Below are 21,360 nucleotides of genomic sequence, written 5' to 3'. Positions count from 1 at the left end.
TAAGTTTGTCACTTAACATGTAATCATCGCTATTATTTACCGATTTCCACAAAGTACTTACGGCCAAATAAAAAGCGGCTAAAACATATTGATCAATATGTTTTAGCCGCTTTTTATTTCTTTTTTTACGCTGGAATAAAAACGTCAATTAGGACTAATCCCCACCCAAAACAGGTCCACTAGAGCCTGAGCCGTTTTTTCAGGGCCTCCTAATTCTGTAATTAATTCTTTTTTGTTCCGAATCATTGTTACCGTGGAAAATGTATGCGCAAGCAATCTGGGACTTGCTACGACAATTTCACCGCTTTTTGCAGCTTGCTTGAATACGTTCTCCAATGCCTCATGTATTGCTTTCTCCGCTTCACGAATTTCATGAATATGACCTTCTGTAAGCGAAGAAGTCGCTTCTTGCAATAATGTTTCAAAATCAATATGCGGTCTTTTTAAATGATCTAATGTTACCTCATATAATCTGTGTTTCAGCCCTTTGGAGTTTTGTAATAATTTTTCTGTCTGTTTTGTGATACGTTGGAACATACTTGATACCGAAACGGTAAACAAAGTTGCCTTATTTTTAAAATAGTAGTAAACGCTGGCCTTGGTCACATCGCTTGCTTCAGCCACTTGCTCCATTGAAACTTTTTCGTATCCATATGCCATAAAGAGATGGGCAGCTGTTTTTAAAATTTGCTCTCTTGTTATATTATTTTCAGTTGTTATTTTAGGTCTGCCAGGCTTTTTTTTCGGTGTCTTATCAGTATTCATAAGGGCCCTCCTTCTAGTTCAAGAAATTGGCACATTTAAACTAGTTGATTAATTAACCTTCTGGTATATATAATTATTGAAGGTTCTATATATATTGTAATAGAAACAAACAGATTTGGAAATGAGGGAGAATTAATGAAAGAATCACCTTTAGCAACATTCAGTCGATTGATGACTGGAAAAGTGAGTCGTTGGGTTGTTATTGCCGTATGGATTCTGGCAACTGCATTTCTAACAATTGCTTGGCCTGCCGTTAATAAAACGGAAGTGAACAATGCACCAAACTTAAGTAAGAATTCACCTTCCGTAGAGGCTGAAAATCTTATAAAGAAAGAATTCCCTAACTCTTCAGGGGTTCCTGCCCTGCTTACATGGCATAAAGATTCAGGTTTGAATACCGATGACTTAAAATCTATTCAGCAAGTGGCGGCAGATTTAGAAAAGAAACCATTAGAAGAACAAACGTCTACTCCGCCTTTGCACAAATTACCGTTAGCAGCTCTACAAAAAATGATATCAAAAGATGGTACCACGCTTGTACAGCCTATTTTCTTTAAAGAAAACGTTGAGACGGATGTACTAGAAAAAAATCTAGATACGGTTAAAAAACAAGTAAAAGAAAACGTTTCATACGATTCTTTTGCGACAGATATCGATGAAAAAGATAAATTAAGCACGCGCGTTACGGGTCCTGTAGGAATTCAAGTAGATGCAACGAGCTTATTTGAAGGAGCAGACGTTTCGTTACTAATTGCGACAGTTTTATTGGTCTTAATTTTACTTCTTGTCATTTATCGTTCCCCAATTTTAGCGATTATTCCTTTAATCGGCGTAGGTTTTGCCTATGGGGTGCTGAGTCCAATTCTCGGTATTTTAGCAGATAAAGGATGGATTACGGTTGACTCGCAGTCCATATCCATTATGACTGTTTTATTATTTGGAGCCGGAACAGACTATTGTTTATTTTTAATTTCTCATTATCGCGATGAGCTTCGCAAAGTAAAAGACAAGAGACAAGCACTTATCAACGCCTTTAAAGGTGCTTCAGGTGCTATAGCGATGAGTGGCTTTACGGTTGTCATCTCTCTTTTAGCTTTAATCGTAGCAAAATACGGTGCTTACCATCGTTTTACAATCCCTTTTAGCTTATCTATTCTGATTATGGGATTAGCAAGTTTAACACTTATTCCCGCCCTGCTTTCGGTTATGGGAAGAGGTTCTTTTTATCCTTTCGTCCCTCGTACTCCTGAAATGGAAGAGGAATTGGCGAAAAAGAAAGGAAAACCGGTGCGTGACCGAAAAGCGAAAAACCGTGTCGGGAATTGGATTGGTAATGTGGTTACGACTAAACCATGGACAATCATTGTAGCTTGTCTAGTCTTTTTTGGAGCTTTATCCATTTACTCTAGTCAAATCAAGTACACATATGATTTATTGTCTTCTTTCCCTGAAGATATGCCTTCTCGTGAAGGATTTACGATTATTTCTGATGCTTACTCTCCTGGTGAACTAGCACCAGCACAAGTAGTCATTGATACGGAAGGAAAATCGGTTGACCTTGAAAAAGCATTAAAGAAAAATGACCTTATTAGTACTGTTTCTGCACCTCAAAGTGGTACAAATAATGAGGATCTAAAAGTATATGACGTTATGTTTAATGTGAATCCATATAGTATAGAAGCAATGAAAGCTATTCCAGACTTGAGAGATGCAGCTGAAAAGGCACTGTCACAGTCCGGAGTTTCCGCAGTCAAATCCAAAGTATGGATCGGCGGTCAAACAGCAACACAGTATGACACAATGACAGTTAGTGATAAAGACGACAGTATCATTGTCCCATTAATTATTATTTTTATATCGCTCCTGCTATTGGCTTACTTGCGTTCCATTGTAGCCATGCTTTACTTGGTTGGAACGGTTATCTTATCCTACAGTGCAGCCTTAGGATTAGGCTGGCTCATTATTCACAACATCATGGGGGCAGATGCTATACAAGGAGCGATTCCTTTATATGCATTTGTATTTTTAGTGGCGCTTGGTGAGGATTATAATATCTTTATGATCTCAAGCATCTGGCAGAAAAAGAAGCACATGCCATTAAAGCAAGCAATTAAAGAAGGCGTAAGCGAAACAAGCGGTGTTATTACATCAGCTGGAATCATTTTAGCTGCTACCTTCGCGGTTCTAGCAACACTGCCTATTCAAGTTCTGGTTCAGTTTGGAATTATCACGGCTTTAGGTGTTCTGTTAGATACATTTATTGTGCGACCATTCCTTGTACCTGCGATTACTACGGTTTTAGGAAGATTTGCTTTCTGGCCAGGTAAAGTTGAAATGGTATCAGAAAAAGAGCAGTAAGTATTTGAACAAAGATGTTATATATATAATTTACTATGTAGCTTCTATGAATATGAAAACAAGAAAAAAGCAAAGAGAATATTCTCTTTGCTTTTTTACTTCACTTCCATCTATTCTCTTTTTTATCTGTTAGCTTTACGTTAAATGGAAACAAGTGATAACCATCCTTAAGTTTCTTGTCCAAGCGTTCTTAATAGATTAAAAAAGGGTGTGGGTTAGATTTAATCCACGCTTTTAACTAGTTCTACTCTATTAGAGAATACGAAAACTAACCATTTTTAGTCATCTTAGATTCGTTCAAACTAGCCTCTTATTGCCGAGTCGTTATATTTCCTATCCTCTGCATTAATAAAGATTCCTTTGTATGTTATGAATCAATTGAGCTTTCGCCTCTTCTAATTCTCTCTCGCTTTCCTTATCATTATTTACTCAATTTATTACACGATTTTCAAGTTAACATACATATCATATAGAGAAATAATCAAGACAAATCTATATTCCATGCTATAACAAGTGTTACCAGTAAATAAGTGAAAGATCCAATCAAGTATCGAATGAAGTGATTCCTCAAAATTAAGAAATGTTTTTTATTAGCTATTCTTTTTTTCTCTATTAGTTGAAGAAGACTTTAATTTGGTAAAATATTGGAGAGGCTTTTCATTTTCTTATTCAGCTTCACTATCTAGATTTCTCATTTCCTTAATAAATAACTTTACAGCAATGGACGCTTCTTTTAACGCTGGAACTGCTAGTGCGATTTCTCTACAAAACCTTGGTTCTAATTTTTTTATAGCAATTCCTTCAGGTACACTTGTTAATGAAAATTTAGGAGCTATGGCCAAGCCTAAGTCTTCTTGAATCATTTTTAATAGAGTATTGATATGAGAAACCGTAAATTCAGCTCTTAATTTCACTTTAGCTTTATTAAACATATCTATAATGGGAGATTCAAACCCTCCTCTGCACAAAATTAATGGCTCATTATCTAAGTCATTAATACTAATAGAATTTTTTTCAGATAAAGCGTGAGTTTTTGGTACTAAAACTACCATTTCATCTTTAGCAATCGGCACAATATCCATACTTGTGCTTGGAAGAACGATAAACCCTATATCGATAGCTTTAGATTTGAGCCAACTTTTAATTTCATCTAATGTTCCTTCATGAACAATTAGCTGGAGAGAAGGATATTTTTGTTTAAAAACTTTAATGATTCCGGGTAAAAATTTCGTAGATGCACTAGGAAAACTTCCTATTCTTATTGTTCCTACTTCAAACCCCTTTTCAGCTGCTACTTCTTGTTCCACTTTTTCAATATGATTTAATACTGCTCGAATATGTACTAAAATACGTTCCCCAATATCAGTTAAAAGTAGACCTCTTTTACGATCCCTTAGAAGCAATTTAACGCCCAAATCAGCTTCTAAGTTAGATATTGCATGGCTGACAGCTGGCTGAGTCATATTCAAAACATGACTAGCCTTTGTAAAACTTCCCGTGTCAATAGCTTTTACTAATACTTGAAGTTGTGTAATTGTTATCATAAGTGATTACTTATACTCCTTATAAAAAACATTCATTTTCTTTATTCATCTTCCTATCGTATCATGTTTAATGTAATCATAACAAGGAGGTTTTATCATGAAGCAATATTCTAAAACGCGAATTGGATTTTTTCTTGCATTTCTTGTTTTTATGTGGGGAATAAACTGGCCTCTAACGAAATTCGCGCTGCACTACTCTCCACCACTTTTATTTGCAGGTATACGATTATTTATCGGCGGAATCATATTACTCATAATTGCCGTTCCTAGATATAAAATGCTTCGTTTTAAAGAGACATGGCCTATTTATTTTATATCCGCACTATTTAATATCATCTTATTCTATGGACTTCAGACGATTGGATTAAATTATTTACCGGCCGGACTTTTTACCGCGATTGTTTTCTTTCAACCAATCTTAATGGGATTATTTTCTTGGATTTGGCTTGGTGAATCAATGTATCCCTTCAAAATATTAGGTCTTATTTTAGGATTTGCGGGCGTTCTTGTCATTTGTCTTGGAGGTTTAAAAGGCCATATTTCTATTACAGGCATTTGTCTTGCATTAGGTTCTGCTTTAAGTTGGGCTTTTGGTACTGTATTTATGAAAAAAACCTCTAATAAAGTTGATGGAATTTGGCTTACTACACTGCACATTATTATTGGTGGATTATTTTTAATGGCTTCCGGAACACTTACAGAAAGCTGGTCATCTATTTCATGGAATCCGGCTTTTATCGCCGTATTGTTGTTCATATCTGTGTTCGTCATTGCTCTGGGTTGGCTTGATTTCTTTACACTTGTTAGTTCAGGAGAAGCAAGCAAAGTTTCCACCTATACTTTTTTAATCCCTATTATTTCTATTACAGCAAGTTCATTATTTTTAAAAGAACCAATTACAATGAATCTACTAGTAGGTCTCTTATTAGTCATTTTCAGTATAATACTTGTCAGTATAAAACCGAAAACCTCAAAGCCTCTTCTAGTATCAAAATAAAAGAAAAGGATGGCCCTTTGGATCATCCTTTTCTTTTTCATAACTTCCTCTCAAGGTTTACTTGCTCATTTATTCATTAAAGGAACTTATTTTTGTTCTTTTTCCTCTTCTAAATCTCTTTTCAGCCAATAAATAAGTTGTTGTTCACGTTCTTTGTTCATTTTTTTTGATTGCTGCTGTGACCATTCATAAAATCCTTTTCCCGTTTTTTGTCCGTAATTTCCCTCATCTACAAGTTTTTTTATCTTGCTAAACGATTTATTATGATTGCTTAAATCGGGGAATAGATAGGCTGATATAGAATCAAATACATCTAGTCCTCCCATATCAGCTGTCATAAATGGGCCTGTCACCGACAAACGTCTACCTATACTGTAACAAACAGCTTTATCAATATCCTCGATTGAGGCCACCCCTTGCTCAAGAATATATTGAGCCTCACGGAATAAAGCATACTGCAGTCGATTTCCAATTGAACCAAGGATATCTTTTTGAACCACAATAGGCTTTTTATTCAAGTTTTCAAGTAATTCAAGCGATCGATTAACAGTCTGTTCTGACGTCTGCTCTCCCCGTATTACTTCTACAAGAGGGATCAAATGTCCTGGATTCCAAAAATGTGTAACTACTGTTCTTTCCGGATATGATGTAAGAGCAGCAATATCAGTTGGACTCAAACCGGATGTGTTACTCGCAAGTATTACATTTTGGGAACATAATTCATCTAACTCTTGAAACATTTTTTGTTTTAAGTATAAGTTTTCTGGAATTCCTTCAATCACGAAACTCGCATTATTTACACACTCTCTTAATGAATTTGTAAAGTAGATACGTTCTTTTATATTTTTTATCTCATTAGAATCCACTACCTCATACGTTGTCAACAAATTCAATTTTTCATCAATACCTTGCTTCCCACGGTGAATATCATTATCATCTATTCCCCAAATTTTCACGTTGAAGCCTGCTATAGATGCAGATAAAGCGATAGAATGCCCCATTGTACCAGAACCTATAATTGCTAATTCTTCTTTAGAAACACTCATATTGCTGTCCACCCTCCATCTACTTTAATTGTTTCTCCTGTTATAAACTGAGCTAAATCGGAAGCTAAAAAAAGAACTGCTCCTGTAACATCGGAGGGCTGAGCCAATTTTCCTAAAGGGATACGGGAAACAACATCCTGATAAAATTCCTCATCTTCAAACATTTCTTTCGTAAAATCTGTCTCGATAAAAGTAGGAGCCACAGCATTTACTCTTACGTTATAGGGTGCCCACTCAACTGCAAGTGCTTTTGTTAACTGAACTGCGCCGCCTTTACTAGAACAATAGACAGAGCGCTTAATATACCCTACAAAAGCCATTTGGGACGCCATATTAATAATCTTTCCTCCTCCTTGTTCTATCATATGTTTGCCTACTCTTTGTGCACAGAAAAAGGTTCCTTTAAGATTGGTGTCTATGACTTGATTCCAATCTTTTTCGGTTACTTCTAGTGCTGGTTTTGCAATATTAATGCCTGCATTGTTTATGAGTATATCAATATTACCTAATGTAGAAACTGCGTTATCTACCATTTCATGCACACTTTGTATATCTTGTATATCTGCTTTTAAGTAGAAAGAATTGGGATGAATCCGCTTTAATTCATTTGTAGTCGACACTAAATCAGCTTCGTTACGCCCTGTAATGACTACGTCTGCCCCTTGTTTAGCGAGCGCCAAAGCAATATCCTTACCAATCCCTTTACTACCTCCAGTAACCAGCACTTTTTTTCCTTTGAGTTCAGAAAAATAAGTCACTATAATCCTCCTTTTATTAGATTCATAGATTCTATTATCAAACTAAACCAGTTAAACTATAAACAAGGATTACAAAGAAGCATGCGAGTGTTTTAAAAATAGTCACTGCAAAGATATCTCCATAAGCTTGTTTATGGGTTAATCCAGTAACAGCAAGTAGGGTAATTACGGCTCCGTTATGAGGTAAGGAATCCATCCCACCCGATGCCATCGCTACGACACGGTGCATAACTTCAGGAGGAATATTATATTGTGTAATAGCTTGTATATACTTATCTCCCATAGCACTCAGTGCTATCCCCATTCCGCCAGATGCTGAACCCGTGATTCCAGCTAATACGTTTGTTGTAACAGCTCCATTAATAAGTGGATTTGTAAAAGTATGTGAGATGCTATCCCGTACAGTTGCAAATCCGGGAAGAGATGCAATAACTCCACCAAAACCATATTCAGAACCTGTATTCATAGCTGCTAGCAGAGCTCCGCCAATACTGGCATTAATACCTTGTTGAAATCCACTAGTCACGCGCTTCCAGTCATAGGCAAGTGCTGTAATAATACCTAGCACTAAAGCTAGCTCTACCGACCAAATTCCTGTTACTGTTGCTAAGTCTACTTTTCCAAAGGCTTCTAAACCTAACTTAGAAAAATCAAAACCTTCTGGGTACCACTTTGGAATAGATATAGTGAAAAATTTATTGGCCACTCCAACTAAAATCAGAGGAACAAATGCTAATACCTGACGCCCAATACTAGCAGAATTAGTAGAAGGAGCAGCTGACATATTAACTGTTTCAGCAGCAACAGCTATCTCTTCCCCAGCACCATTAAAACCAAAATAACCTTCACCTGCACTTTGAGCTTTTTTACGGCGTCTTTCCAAATAAAGAAGTCCTAGGCAAAGTACAAAGAGCGATCCAGTTATTCCTAATATAGGAGCTGCATAAATATCTGTCTTAAAAAAAGAAGTCGGTATTACATTTTGAATTTGAGGTGTTCCCGGCATAGCATCCATTGTAAAAGATAAAGCTCCTAAAGCAATGGTTCCAGGAATAAGTCGCTTAGGAATGTTAGCTTCTCGAAAAAGGTTCGCTGCAAATGGATAAACGGCAAACGCTACTACAAACAAACTGACTCCGCTGTAAGTTAATATTGCACACATGAGAACGATAGCTAAAATAGCTCGTTTTCGACCAACTAAATTTATGATTGTTTTAGCTATAGATTCAGCAATTCCAGACATTTCAACTAACTTTCCAAAAACTGCTCCTAATAAAAAGACTGGAAAATAGTTCTTAATAAAGCCGACCATCTTTTCCATAAAAATATTAGAAAAGAAAGGTAAAGCATAGCTAGGTTCCGTTAATATAACCGCAAGTAACGCACATAGAGGCGCAAAAAGAATGACAGAAAAACCTCGGTAAGCAATAAGCATTAAGAGCCCCAAAGCAAGTATAATGATGACTAAATCCATTGTTTCTCCCCCTATATTTCTCGTCGCAACTTATTATATTTTCTTTCTTAGTTTAAATTTTTAGCCTTTAAACCATATTAAGCTCTAGTAATTCTACCGCCAGCCCTCTAAAAGCAAACGCTTTCAATATTTTAATAGGGATAATCAGTAATTCATCTAAAGAACAAAAACTTACTGAAAAAGGATACATAAAAAGTTTATGCATCCCTTTTATTGGTTATTTTGCTGTTACTTTTCCATAACGACGTACGCGAAGTAAAGCTTGTTCAGCATGCCCAGAGAAGTTCTCTAGTTGACAAAGGCGTGCTGCATATTCCCCAATATGCGCGCTAGCTTCTTCTGTAACCTTTTGATAAGTACATGTTTTTAAAAATTTACCTACCCACAGTCCACCAGTATAGCGTGCAGCTCCTTTTGTTGGAAGCGTATGGTTTGTACCAATGACTTTATCACCGTAAGCTACATTTGTCTCAGGACCTAAAAACAAACATCCGTAATTATTCATGTTTTCTAAAAAATAATCTGGATTTTCAGTTAAGATTTCAACGTGTTCAAAAGCTAATTTGTCTGCTTCTATTAAAGCTTCCTGTTCATTTTCTACAATTATGATTTTTCCGTAATCCTCCCATGAAACACGTGCTACATCAGCTGTTGGGAGCTTTTCGAGCTGACGTTCAATTTCTTCTACAGTTTCTTGAGCTAACTTTTCAGATGTTGTAATTAATGCTCCCGGTGAAGTTGGTCCATGTTCTCCCTGTCCTAAAATGTCAGTGGCAATCATTTCTGCGTCTGCTGTTTCATCAGCTACAACTAATGTTTCTGTAGGGCCTGCAAAGAGATCAATTCCAACACGACCGTATAATTGACGTTTTGCTTCTGCCACATAAGCATTACCTGGCCCTACCAGCATATCTACAGGTTCAATTGTTTCCGTACCAACAGCCATGGCAGCCATTGCTTGAATTCCCCCAAGAATGTAGATTTCATCGGCTCCTGCTAAATGCATGGCTGCTACTGTAGCTGATGGAATTTCTCCTCCAATAGGTGGAGTACAAGCAATCACTCGATTTACTCCAGCTACCTTTGCTGTCAGTACACTCATATGTGCAGAAGCAACCATAGGATAACGTCCACCAGGAATATAACATCCAACACTTCCAACTGGAATATTTTTATGGCCTAAAATAACACCAGGTAATGTTTCTACTTCAATGTCTAGCATAGATTTTCTCTGTTCTTCAGCAAATCTTTTTACATTATTTTGAGCAAATTTAATATCTTCAATTGTTTGCTTTGGTACACTATTCACGATCTCAATGATTTGTTGATTGCTCAATCTGAAATTTTCCGGAGACCAATTATCAAATTTTCTTGATAGTTCTCTAACTGCACTATCTCCTTCGTCCTCAATTTTTTTAATGGTTTGACTTACTATTGCTGATACTTGCATATCATTTTGATTAATTTCTTCCTGACTTTTCCCCTGTTTAAAAACTTTCGCCATGACAAATCTCTCCCTTTATTTGCATACGTATGCATTAAATTCATGCTTCATTTAACAACATTCCCAAAATGCATACGTATGCATTTTGAAACAGAATTTTAAAATCATAGTAGTATTAATTCAATTAATAGTAAGCTTCCTAACTTTAATAAAAAGCTATTTGCATACGTATGCATTTTTAGTTACAAAAGAGATATTATGTATCCCTTTTAGAAAAAACCTATTATTTACACAATTCACACTATTGTGTCTACTAAATCATAAATGATAGCCCTTTCATTGTCAACTATTTTTGAGAAGTTTTACAGACTTTCTCTCAAGAAGCTTGCCTGAAAAAAGTAGAGATTGAGGCTTGGTCGCTTCTCCATCCACTGTATTTAATAACATATTAATAGTTGCTTCAATCATTTCTTTTACTGGTTGCTGCCAAGTTGTTAAAGAATAAGGAGGCCAGGAGGCCATTGAAATATCATCAAATCCTACAATTGACAATTCATTTGGAATAGATATTCCTAATATTTTAGCAGCATCTATTACTCCTAAAGCTACAATATCATTTGCACAGAAAATAGCATCCGGACGATTTCTATTTTTTAGTACACGCATTGCTACAGTGTAACCAGCTTCATAAGTGTAATCACCTTCTTCAATTACCGGTTTTATTCCTTTTTGTAAAAGAAACTCAGCAAATCCCCTCTCACGATCACGACTCGTTGATGTATTGGTACGACCGGTAATATAAGTGAACTTTTGATGACCTTGTTTAAATAAATATTCCCCGATTTTCATGCCCGCTGAATAATTATCACAACATACAGAATGACAGGTAGAATCTTGGGTATATCGATTGAAAAGGATAATAGGTATATCATGTGTAGAAAGTTTGGAGACAACATTTGAAGATAGCAAAACGTCTGTCACTATCACACCCTCTACATTGTATTCAAGAAATTGAGATACTTCATCTTGGGTAATTGCATCATTCTTTGTATGAAAAAAAAGTACATGATACCCTTTTTCGTACAAACTTTTTGTGAATTCATCAAGGATTTCTGGATAAAAAGGGTTTTGAATATTACCCATTACAAGTCCAATTATATTAGTCTTATTAGTTATTAATCCTCTTGCTAAAGCATTTGGGCGATATCCTATTTTTTGAGCAGCTTCTAACACGCGTTTTTGTGTCCTAGGAGACACCTTGGCACCTGGAGTAAATACCCTAGAAACCGTCGATTGTGATACATTAGCTAACTTAGCCACTTCTATTGCATTAATTTGTTTTTTTTTCATATTTACCTCTCCCTGTTCCCTCTATAGTACGTTTTCTTAATATAAAAACTCGTTAATAACTAGACTAGATATATTTATATTATAGATATTTCTCTATTTTAACAATTGACTATTATATTATTATTATCATTTTTTGAGAAAAGGTAATAAAAAAGTGGTTTAATAAATACTAAGAGGAATTAAAATAATCCCGTGACATTTCAATTTTCAGGCAAATGTCTCTATAATATTATTAAAACACAAAAAAGTCGCAAAGCCTTAGTGGAAAAGGTCTTTGCGACTATGTGATTTTTATTTCACTTGCATTAATATCAAACACATTTATTTTTGGACAATATTAATGAGAATTACTTAAAGCTTCCCCTTTGTCTCTAAATATCTTTTTAGTAACGAGCCGTAACCATTTTCTTTCTTGTATAGAACTCTACGCCATCTGTGCCGTTTGCATGAAGATCACCGTAGAAAGAGTCTTTCCAGCCCGAGAATGGGAAGAACGCCATAGGAGCTGGCACTCCTACATTGACTCCTAACATGCCTGACTCAATATTTTCACGGAACTCGCGGACGCTTGCACCACTATCTGTGTAAATGCAAGCACCATTTGCAAATCGGGAATTATTCGCTACCTCAATTGCTTCTTCTAGTGATTTTACACGTACAATCGATAATACTGGTGCAAAAATCTCATCTTGCCAGATTTTCATTTCTTGTGTGACATGATCAAAAATAGTTGGCCCTACAAAATAGCCTTTATCTTTTACTGCACTATCTTCACGGCCATCCCGAACTAACCGAGCTCCTTCCTCTATGCCTGATTTTATGTAGCTAAGCGTACGCTCTTTGTGATTTTCACGAATAACGGGTCCTAAGAAGACATCTTTTTCTAGGCCGTTTCCAATGACGATGTTGTTTGCTTCTTCTACTAAACGATTGATTAATTTATCTGCAATTTCCTCTTGTACCGTTACAACAGAAGCGGCCATACAACGCTCACCTGCCGAGCCGAAGGCAGCACCAATAATTTGCTTTGTTGCTACGTCTAAGTCAGCATCATTTAGTACAATTGAGTGATTTTTTGCACCGGCTAAAGCCTGAACACGCTTTAAATTTTCTGTACCTTTTTTGTATACGTATTCAGCTACTGGCTGAGAACCAACAAAAGAAATAGCTTTCACTAATTTATGTTCAAGAAGACCATTTACCACATCATGCGCGCCGTTTACAATGTTTAATACGCCTTTTGGCAATCCAGCTTCTTCAAATAATTCTACTAATCTTGCAGCTAAAAGCGGCGTACGCTCAGATGGTTTTAAGACAAATGTATTACCGCAAGCAATCGCAAGAGGGAACATCCAGCAAGGAACCATCATTGGAAAGTTAAACGGTGTAATCCCTCCAATTACGCCAATTGGATAGCGGTACATGCCGGATTCAATGCCTGTCGCAATATCAGGAAGCTGTTTCCCCATCATTAAGGTAGGAGCGCCCGCAGCAAATTCCACGCATTCAATACCACGTTGTACTTCACCATGTGCTTCATTAAAGCTTTTTCCATTTTCAATCGTCACTAACCTTGCTAATTCATCCCAGTTATCTACTAATAGCTGTTGATACTTAAATAAGATTCGCGCCCGTTTTGGAACTGCTGTCTTGGACCAGCCCTTAAATGCTTCATTCGCAGCTCGGACAGCTTGATCTACATCTTCTTTTGTTGAAAGAGGCACCTCTGCAATTACTTCTCCAGTTGCAGGGTTATAGACTTTCTCTCTAATCCTTGTAGATGACTCTACCCATTCACCGGCAATATAGTTTTGAATTACTTTTGTATTAGTTGTAGTTTCCATTTTCCATTCTCCTTTTAGATAAACTAGTAGATTTTTAAGATTCAACAGTATTTTTGCTTCTTGAAAAATTGTAGTTATAGCAGTAATAGTACAAATCCACTATTTCTTGATGAGTAGGCACTTTTGGGTTATTTCCAGGACTGCCGCTTGCTAGTGCATCCGTTGCCATTTTATCAACTACTTTTTGAAACTCTCGTTCATCTATTCCCCATGCTTTCATATTAGGAATATCTAAGTCACAACAAAGTTGCTTTATTTTCTCAATAGCCACATCAGCTAGCTCTTCTTTGTTTAATGATTTCGATTCTGGATAAATTAGATGTCCTATTTTTGCTAGCGAATCGATAGCAGCTTCCTTTGTAAATTCAAGTACCGCTGGAAGTAACATTGCATTTGAAATACCATGAGGTACATGAAATAAAGCACCAATTGGACGGGACATTCCATGAATTAGCGTCACAGAAGCATTACTAAAAGCAAGTCCAGCTTCCATAGAAGCAATGGCCATTTTTTCCCTTGCGTCTGAATCCTCTCCATCTTGATAAACTTTTCTTAAATGGTTCAAAATAGCTTCTATCGATGAAAGAGCCAATGTTTCCGTTAACGGTTGAGATAAACGTGATATATAAGCTTCAACAGCATGACAAAGTGCATCAATTCCCGTTGCTGCTGTAACTTGTGGAGGAGTAGAAATTGTGAAAATTGGATCTACAATCGCTACTTTCGGAAGAAATGCTTGATGTTTAATCATCATTTTTATATCTTCCTTGGTATTCGTAATTACGGTAACATTTGTTACTTCTGAACCCGTTCCAGCCGTAGTTGGAATTGCAATAAGCGGAAGAGGATCTTCTGTAATTGGAGACTTTCCGCCTGCAAAATCACCAATATAACTACCATTGGTTGCTACTACAGCTACAGCTTTGGCAGCATCAATGCAGCTTCCTCCACCTATTGCGATAATAACACCGCATTGCTCTCTTAGACACAGGTTTAATGCTTCATTAACGTGTAAATCCGTAGGCTCTGTATTAACATCTAAGTATGCAGCATAAGAAACATTTAAATCCTCTAGTATTTTTTCGCAACTTCTTACATGTCCTATTTTTTCCATAACACGATCACTAATTAAAAGTACTTTCTTTCCATAAGCTCTCACTTGCTCTCCAAGCTGAGCTAAAGAATTTTCCCCATAAAAGACTGAGTTAGGCATACAAAATTTTGAATACCCTTTCATAAAATCCCTCCTTACATTAACGTCACTGTTATTAATGCAAGAACCGTGCCAATTATAAAAGCTTAATTCCAAAGGCTTCTTTTAGTTAAAGTGTCCATTTTTAAATACATAAGTGTTTGATATATGTCCGATTATACAGACACTTGAACTATAATCCGTATTTTTTTAATTTTATGTAAAGAGTAGAACGCTGAATTCCAAGAATTCTCGCGGCAGCAGCCTTATTACCGTTCACGTCAGCAAGCGTTCTCAAAATAGTGTCTTTTTCACTAGATAAAATATCTTCTCTTACCTTTTTTAAGAGTCTGTTTGTATCACTATTTTTTTCTGTTATAAAAGAGCTTGTATCTTTTTTTCGAAAATGAGCAGGTAAGTCTTCTTCCGTAATTTCTTGATTTTCTACTAGACTTACTAACATTTCCACCGTATTGACAAGTTCCCGTATATTTCCTGGCCATTGATATTCTTGTAAATACCGCATTGCTTCAAAAGAAAAGCTTTTTTTAATGATTCCAAACTTTTCACAAAAATTTTTAAGGTGGTGTATGAGTAATATTTGAATATCCTCTTTTCTTTCTATAAGTGGCGGAATACTCAAACGAATAATGTTTAAACGATAATATAAATCTTCACGGAACTCTCCCTTCTTAACTAGCTCTTCTAACCTTTTATTAGTAGCAGCAATAATTCGTACGTCTACATGTTGACTTTTCATTCCTCCGACTCGCTCCACTTCTCTGTCTTGTAATACTCGGAGTATCTTAGCTTGCATAAGTAGGGGCATGTCTCCAATTTCATCTAGAAATAAGGTACCTTTATGAGCTTGTTCAAATTTACCTGGCTTTCCTCCTTTGCGTGCTCCTGTAAATGCTCCTTCCTCATAGCCAAATAACTCTGCTTCAAGTAATTGTTCAGGAATAGCGGCACAATTGATACTAACAAAGGGTCCTTCTGAAAATGGACTAGAATAGTGAATTGCTTTTGCGAATAATTCTTTTCCGGTGCCACTTTCTCCAGTAATTAATACGGTAGAAGGTGTTTTTGCTGCTTTTCTAGCAATCTCTTTTACGGTTTGTATTGCGGGACTTTCTCCAATAATTTGATCAAAATGATTGTTATTCTCTATTTGTTCAGGATTTGGCAAATGAGATTCTGTTACTTTTCGGGACAATTCCTGCATACGACCTAAGATATTATAAAGCTCACTGACGCCTTCAAAGATAAGCATGCCAATTGCTCCTACAATTTTCTCTTCCTTTCTAATCGGAATACGATGAACAATCATGTCTTGACCTTGGATACGTTGAACATAACCTCTTTCATCTGTCCCCGTTTCACTAACGATATGCACACGGGTATTTTCTATAATCTCTGTGACATGTTTTCCAATAGCTTCTTCACGTTTTTTTCCTAAAAAACGGCAGTAGGCCGCGTTAAACTCCTTAATAATTCCATTTGTGTCCACAATAACAATACCTTCGTAAGCGCTTTCTAGAACAGCGTCTAATGTTTCAACAGCATAAGGATTTTCTTGGAGATGCTTTAAATAGAAAGAATACGAATGAAGAATATCCGTTTTAGTTAATAACCCGACCAATTTTTCTTTTTCATCTATAACAGGTAAAATCCCTCCTTGTATTTTCCAAGCTGTGTCAATAGAGTCATGAGGACTAACACTGTTTATTGAAGGCTTCATAACTTCTTCAACTTTGGTATTTAGTGAGTGGCATCCAGTTAAGGATCTCAATAATTCCGGAGTTGTCAGCACCCCTATAACTTTCTGTTGTGCGGAAACAACAGGTAACCCCTCAATACCGTGCATATCTAGTAAATGAATGGCTTCCTTTAATGTTTGACCTTCTGTCAGGTTAGCGGAAAGAGGTCTCATCCATCTATGAACAAGTTCGTTATTTTTTATTTGGTTATAATCAAGGGGCGTATATTTATTAAATTCTTGTATCATTATTTATACCTCCTAATCTTAGCTATTAATACAAATGTAGCATTTATTATACATAAAGTTTTTGAAATTGTCTGTGTTTTAGACATAAAAGAAATCTCTTATTATCTATTTAGTAGTTCAACTTTAAACACGATTAAAATATTGCTGCATCGATAATATATAATGGTATATGAACAAGAAAAACGAGCTCTTATCTGCTAAGGGCTCGTTTTTTACATTTATTTCATGTGTCTTTACATATTAACATTTAAAATAAACAAAAGACACAAGTAAACCTAAAACATATGTACATATTCTGACGTAAATGACATATTAATAGCTCGACAGTGCTAATAATAAAATTTAGAGGAGATGAGAGTGGGAATGGATAATTTTAATTCACAATCATCCACCAATCATTCAAACCCGCAAGTATGGAATTTTGTTTCGGCTCCTAATTTACATCCCATGAAGGTTACCATTAATGTTGATAAGCCCGGAACAGCTCCCGGCCTATTATTTGTTGCGCCCTATACGGTATATGAAGCAGCGATGATTGGCCAAACTGGGGCACTAATTATGGATCAGACAGGGAATCCAATATGGTTTAGACCACTTGCTAGTAGATATATCCAAAACACAGACTTTCGAGTACAAATGCACTGCGGGAATCCTGTTCTTACGATGTGGCAAGGAACAATTTCAGGAACTCAAACCGCAACCCCAAACCTTCCAGCAGGCGATCCTGAACCTGGTGCTTATTTTCAAATTATCAACCAGCATTATAAGGTCATTAAAAAATTATTTGCTAAAAAAGGATTTACAGCTGATGTGCATGAGTTTACAATCACCGAACGGAATACGGCTTTGTTTACGGCAGTAAAACAAGTACCTGCAGATTTATCTAAGTATGGTGGACCATTACGCGGGTATTTTGATGATTACTCTATTCAAGAAGTAGACATTGAGACGGGAGAGCTTCTCTTCTTTTGGAGTGCACTTGAACATATTAATCCAGCTGATTCAGTGGTACCTGCTTCATCCGCGACAAGTTCTAATAATATATGGGATTGCTACCACGTAAATTCAGTCGAAGAAGGGCCAAACAATACACTTCTAGTGAGTATGCGTAATATGTGGGCCATTTATAACATTGATAAAAAAACGGGAAAGGTAATTTGGCAACTTGGTGGAAAACAAAGTGATTTTAAGCTTGGACCGAACGCTGCATTTTCTTGGCAGCATGATGCGCGCTATAGGTCCGAAAATAGGATAAGCTTGTTTGATGACGCCTGCTGTGCCTCTTCAACCTCTCCTCCTGAGGGACAGGCGCGTGGTTTAATTCTTCACTTAGACTATAAACACAAGGTCGCCAATGTAGATCGAACGTATTATCATGACCCAGCTTTATACGTTCCAAGTCAAGGAAATGCGCAAAAGCTTTCCAATGGAAATCAACTCATTGGGTGGGGGCAAGAGCCCTACCTTTCAGAATTTAAGAATGCTGGTAATACACAAAGAAATCCTTCATTTAATTTGTTATATGATATGCGGTATCCAAATCAGAACCTTTCTTATCGAGCGTTTAAAAATAAGTGGGTAGGTCTACCACTTTACCCGCCTAGCATAACGGTAGACTTATTGCATGACGGTCAAGCTACAGCTTACGCATCATGGAATGGTTCAACAGAAACGGTTGCTTGGCAGTTACTGGCAGGACCAACGCCTTTTAAATTGTCAGTAGTGATATTTAGTAGCCCTCGTACTGGATTTGAAACAGATATCCATGCTCAGGCAGTTGGTCCCTATTTTCAAGTAAAAGCATTAGACTCCTGCGGGAACGTCATTGGTACATCACCGACTATTTACGTGAAAATAAGACGAAATAGACGAAAGTGAGCATTAATAATCTTCTATTAGATTTTGAAAATGTTCGTATAGCGCCCCCCTACTCAGAAGGCTTGAGGGGGCATTCACCTTTTAAGGAATCAACTAGAAATTATGTGAGCTAAGGATTTTTCCAAAAAACCGCTACTATATTAATCTAAACTGCAAAAATAAAATTCCTGATATATAATATTATATTTTAACAAATAGTAAGGATAAAGAACTGAGGAAATATTTGATATAGATGAGTATAAGGTGCTTTTTCTTCCTAATTACTTAACTTTTAAAATCATATCTTCTGACTTTTCATTCCATTTAACAGTTAAAATCATATATTCAGGTTTAATTACATCTTTACTAGCGTCAACCTTTACTTTTTCTTTGAAATTCCCTTCTTTATTTAACTTTGCGTCTCTTACTGCAATTTCATTTTGATTATTTGAAGTGTCTAAATTAATCCCAAAATCTCCTACGGATTCTACCTTACCACCTAGATAATTTAAGTTCATTTGAGCTGTTTCTTTACTATTTTCAACGGGATATAACGTAATAGTAGCTGACCAGCTTTGAGTTTCACCTGAAAACTCTAAAGGATTCTCAGCTTTACTTTGACATCCAACTACTAATGAAATAAAAAAGAAAAGACTAAATAAAGCAATATAAAACTTTCTCATGCTCTTCCTCCATGTAAACACCATAATGTCATTTTTACTACTTTATATTTTATTAAAATATATATCTTTAGTTAACATGGCGTAGAATATTATCTAGTAAAGAACATATGTAAGATCTTTTTTAATAGCTGTTCGTAAGTTTTGAAAGTCGCACTAAATGTGGAACGTTTCTTTTCATTTCCCATCATAATTTTATCCCCTTTTATTTTAAGCGGGTATATTATATAGAAGTTTATACAAAATGAATTGTCGTTAGTTTAAATAATGAAAGGTCTCCCAGAAATAATTCTGAGAGATTAGTAAAAAAATTAACCTGTAAAAAAGCTTACAACACCTATCAGCACAAAAAATATGAGAATTGCAGATAAAAGGAGTACAATTGTAAAGATAGGTTTATACTTTACTCTATTTTCTTGCTTACTTATCTTATTATGTAAATCATCTAATTTTCTTTCAATTTCATCCAGACGTTTTTCCGTGTTAATGTCCATCACCTCCTGCCTTTTATACGAATTACTTCTATAAAAGTTTCCTAATTACTGTATTTTGAAAAATATATATGTAAAAGCCGTTTTGAATTGTATTTATAGTTAGTTACCGAAATCCCCTTTTCACATAGTAAACTTTCATTTTTTTTTAAACCTTAATCTAAATCAAAAGTGAAATGGACTTACTTGTTTGATAATAAACGAAATGATAAACGAAACAGAAATTGTTGCCGCTAGCTGCTTTGGATTTTTGTAAAAGACTCCGCATAAAACAGCATACATAATGAACTCTTCAATATAATTTACATGTATATAAAATACTCCAACCGCTAAAGAAAGACTTAGCAATAACCCCATAGGCAACGCTGGTAATATCCAAGCTAGACGTAAATTATTTTTAGCCATCCATACAATAGCTGCTAGAAACGGAGACGCTAGTGCGATACTTCCCCACAGTAAAAAATAACTAGTTGGAAAAAATCCAAATAGAAAAGCGGAATATATATAATAGCCTGTTAGCATTCCTATAAAGAACATGAATGTATTAAGAGCCGCACTAATTTTGGTTTTACTATACGCGGCTATAAGGGTAGCAATCAGTACCCAAATACCTGTCCTTGAACACAAATCCCCGAAATACGGCAGAATATTCATCCACCAGCTTCCATCAGCACCTGCAATAGTATCTAAATATTTGGCTACTATCCCCAAAACTGTACCGAAGACTAAATAGATAATAGAAAATGCAAGTTTATTTGTAGACTTAACTACTCCAATAGTAAACTCTCCCTAACCAAAGCAAATCTATTAAATTGTTTTAACTCTTTCGTCCAAAAGCTTTTGTATCAATATTTTTGTCATCTAGAAAATTCTCTATCTTTTTCTGTTCCCTTCCATTTACGCCTTCATTTTTATTCATAAGTGACTCAATTTCTGTTTCAGAAAAACCTCCTTCGCTTATATGCTCAACCATGTCATCGATGGCTTGATCCAGTTCATCCAAAATTTGATTGGAACCCATAATAAAGCGGCTAATTCTCTCTGACTCTTTTTTATATCCTTCTGGTAGAGTATTGTGCGAGATATATGTGGAAAAGTTACGATCATTTTCTTTGACCAGATTGTTTAGTTGTTCAAGTTTTTTCGCTTCAGCTTTAGTTAGCTGTTGATCAGAATCCATCATTTCTTCAAATTGATCACTGATATTGGATAAATCCTCGTTAGTATTTAAGTAAGTCTTTATACTTTCTTTCATTTCCTTTTCATCAATTACAGCATTATTTTTCGATGAACTAAATATAGAAGTTGGTAATACAATTTCTTCACTAACTTCTTTTGTACTTTCCTGATAAGAACAAGCACCTAATAAAAAAATAATTATTAAGCTAAAATAAAGTTTCTTCAATTCGAACGCTCCCTTTACCAATGTATTAATCCCATTAATTTACATAGAAAATTTTAACATTAAAATCCCCTTAGGACTATACATCTAGAGGCGTATATTGCAAAACTACCCTCATCTAATTGAATATAGCAAAAAATGTTAAGAACA

Annotated in this window: 17 protein-coding genes; 3 read left to right on the top strand and 14 right to left on the bottom strand. The window is 35.8% G+C overall.

Going from position 1 to position 21,360, the window contains the following annotated elements; genetic code table 11:
* Positions 1-144 precede the first annotated feature (144 nt).
* Positions 145-765 carry a TetR/AcrR family transcriptional regulator gene (locus tag OK414_RS08265; RefSeq protein WP_047932765.1) on the bottom strand — a complete coding sequence of 207 codons (621 nt, stop codon included), beginning with the start codon at positions 763-765 and terminating at the stop codon, positions 145-147.
* 135 nt (positions 766-900) lie between these two features.
* Here OK414_RS08265 and OK414_RS08260 point away from each other — a divergent pair, with 135 nt between their 5' ends.
* Positions 901-3,123, top strand: a complete 2,223-nt coding sequence (locus OK414_RS08260) for an MMPL family transporter (RefSeq protein ID WP_263045376.1) — start codon at positions 901-903, stop codon at positions 3,121-3,123.
* A 665-nt stretch (positions 3,124-3,788) separates the two neighbouring features.
* On the opposite strand, the gene OK414_RS08255 is transcribed toward OK414_RS08260, so the two are convergent.
* Positions 3,789-4,664 carry a LysR family transcriptional regulator gene (locus OK414_RS08255; protein ID WP_034655231.1) on the bottom strand — a complete coding sequence of 292 codons (876 nt, stop codon included), beginning with the start codon at positions 4,662-4,664 and terminating at the stop codon, positions 3,789-3,791.
* Positions 4,665-4,764: 100 nt separating this feature from the next.
* On the opposite strand from OK414_RS08255, the gene OK414_RS08250 reads away from it, so the two are divergent.
* Positions 4,765-5,664, top strand: a complete 900-nt coding sequence (locus OK414_RS08250; RefSeq protein ID WP_016763684.1) for a DMT family transporter — start codon at positions 4,765-4,767, stop codon at positions 5,662-5,664.
* A gap of 86 nt (positions 5,665-5,750) precedes the next feature.
* On the opposite strand, the gene OK414_RS08245 is transcribed toward OK414_RS08250, so the two are convergent.
* From OK414_RS08245 to OK414_RS08210, 8 genes are all read right to left on the bottom strand, one after another.
* On the bottom strand, positions 5,751-6,710 hold the full coding sequence (locus OK414_RS08245) for a 3-hydroxyacyl-CoA dehydrogenase family protein (RefSeq protein ID WP_047932758.1): 960 nt from the start codon (positions 6,708-6,710) through the stop codon (positions 5,751-5,753).
* Complete coding sequence (locus OK414_RS08240; protein WP_095379968.1) at positions 6,707-7,468, bottom strand: SDR family NAD(P)-dependent oxidoreductase; 762 nt, start codon at positions 7,466-7,468, stop codon at positions 6,707-6,709. The genes OK414_RS08245 and OK414_RS08240 overlap by 4 nt, the downstream gene beginning before the upstream one ends.
* Before the next feature lie 37 nt (positions 7,469-7,505).
* On the bottom strand, positions 7,506-8,942 hold the full coding sequence (locus tag OK414_RS08235) for a GntP family permease (RefSeq protein WP_034653100.1): 1,437 nt from the start codon (positions 8,940-8,942) through the stop codon (positions 7,506-7,508).
* 217 nt (positions 8,943-9,159) lie between these two features.
* On the bottom strand, positions 9,160-10,446 hold the full coding sequence (hisD, locus tag OK414_RS08230) for a histidinol dehydrogenase (RefSeq protein ID WP_216874757.1): 1,287 nt from the start codon (positions 10,444-10,446) through the stop codon (positions 9,160-9,162).
* Positions 10,447-10,728: 282 nt separating this feature from the next.
* Positions 10,729-11,736: a LacI family DNA-binding transcriptional regulator gene (locus OK414_RS08225; protein WP_034653103.1), complete on the bottom strand. Its 1,008-nt coding sequence runs from the start codon at positions 11,734-11,736 to the stop codon at positions 10,729-10,731.
* A gap of 383 nt (positions 11,737-12,119) precedes the next feature.
* A complete protein-coding gene (locus OK414_RS08220) occupies positions 12,120-13,580 on the bottom strand; it encodes a CoA-acylating methylmalonate-semialdehyde dehydrogenase (protein ID WP_016763678.1) in 1,461 nt (486 codons plus the stop codon).
* A 34-nt stretch (positions 13,581-13,614) separates the two neighbouring features.
* Positions 13,615-14,817: an iron-containing alcohol dehydrogenase gene (locus tag OK414_RS08215; RefSeq protein ID WP_034653105.1), complete on the bottom strand. Its 1,203-nt coding sequence runs from the start codon at positions 14,815-14,817 to the stop codon at positions 13,615-13,617.
* Between the two features lie 148 nt (positions 14,818-14,965).
* Entirely contained in the window at positions 14,966-16,780 is a 1,815-nt protein-coding gene (locus tag OK414_RS08210; protein WP_263045377.1) for a sigma-54-dependent Fis family transcriptional regulator, read from the bottom strand.
* A gap of 363 nt (positions 16,781-17,143) precedes the next feature.
* Here OK414_RS08210 and OK414_RS08205 point away from each other — a divergent pair, with 363 nt between their 5' ends.
* Positions 17,144-18,658, top strand: a complete 1,515-nt coding sequence (locus OK414_RS08205; protein WP_216874751.1) for an arylsulfotransferase family protein — start codon at positions 17,144-17,146, stop codon at positions 18,656-18,658.
* A 260-nt stretch (positions 18,659-18,918) separates the two neighbouring features.
* Here the strand turns inward: OK414_RS08205 and OK414_RS08200 are convergent, their stop codons facing one another.
* From OK414_RS08200 to OK414_RS08185, 4 genes are all read right to left on the bottom strand, one after another.
* Positions 18,919-19,320, bottom strand: a complete 402-nt coding sequence (locus OK414_RS08200) for a hypothetical protein (RefSeq protein WP_095379965.1) — start codon at positions 19,318-19,320, stop codon at positions 18,919-18,921.
* 308 nt (positions 19,321-19,628) lie between these two features.
* On the bottom strand, positions 19,629-19,811 hold the full coding sequence (locus OK414_RS08195) for a hypothetical protein (RefSeq protein WP_205662587.1): 183 nt from the start codon (positions 19,809-19,811) through the stop codon (positions 19,629-19,631).
* A gap of 162 nt (positions 19,812-19,973) precedes the next feature.
* Complete coding sequence (locus tag OK414_RS08190) at positions 19,974-20,519, bottom strand: hypothetical protein (protein WP_252342943.1); 546 nt, start codon at positions 20,517-20,519, stop codon at positions 19,974-19,976.
* 106 nt (positions 20,520-20,625) lie between these two features.
* Complete coding sequence (locus tag OK414_RS08185; RefSeq protein ID WP_216874749.1) at positions 20,626-21,213, bottom strand: NDxxF motif lipoprotein; 588 nt, start codon at positions 21,211-21,213, stop codon at positions 20,626-20,628.
* Between the last annotated feature and the right edge of the window lie 147 nt (positions 21,214-21,360).

Source organism: Priestia sp. JV24, assembly GCF_025910025.1.
GTDB lineage: Bacteria > Bacillota > Bacilli > Bacillales > Bacillaceae_H > Priestia > Priestia megaterium.
This window is presented reverse-complemented; position numbering and strand designations above follow the sequence as displayed.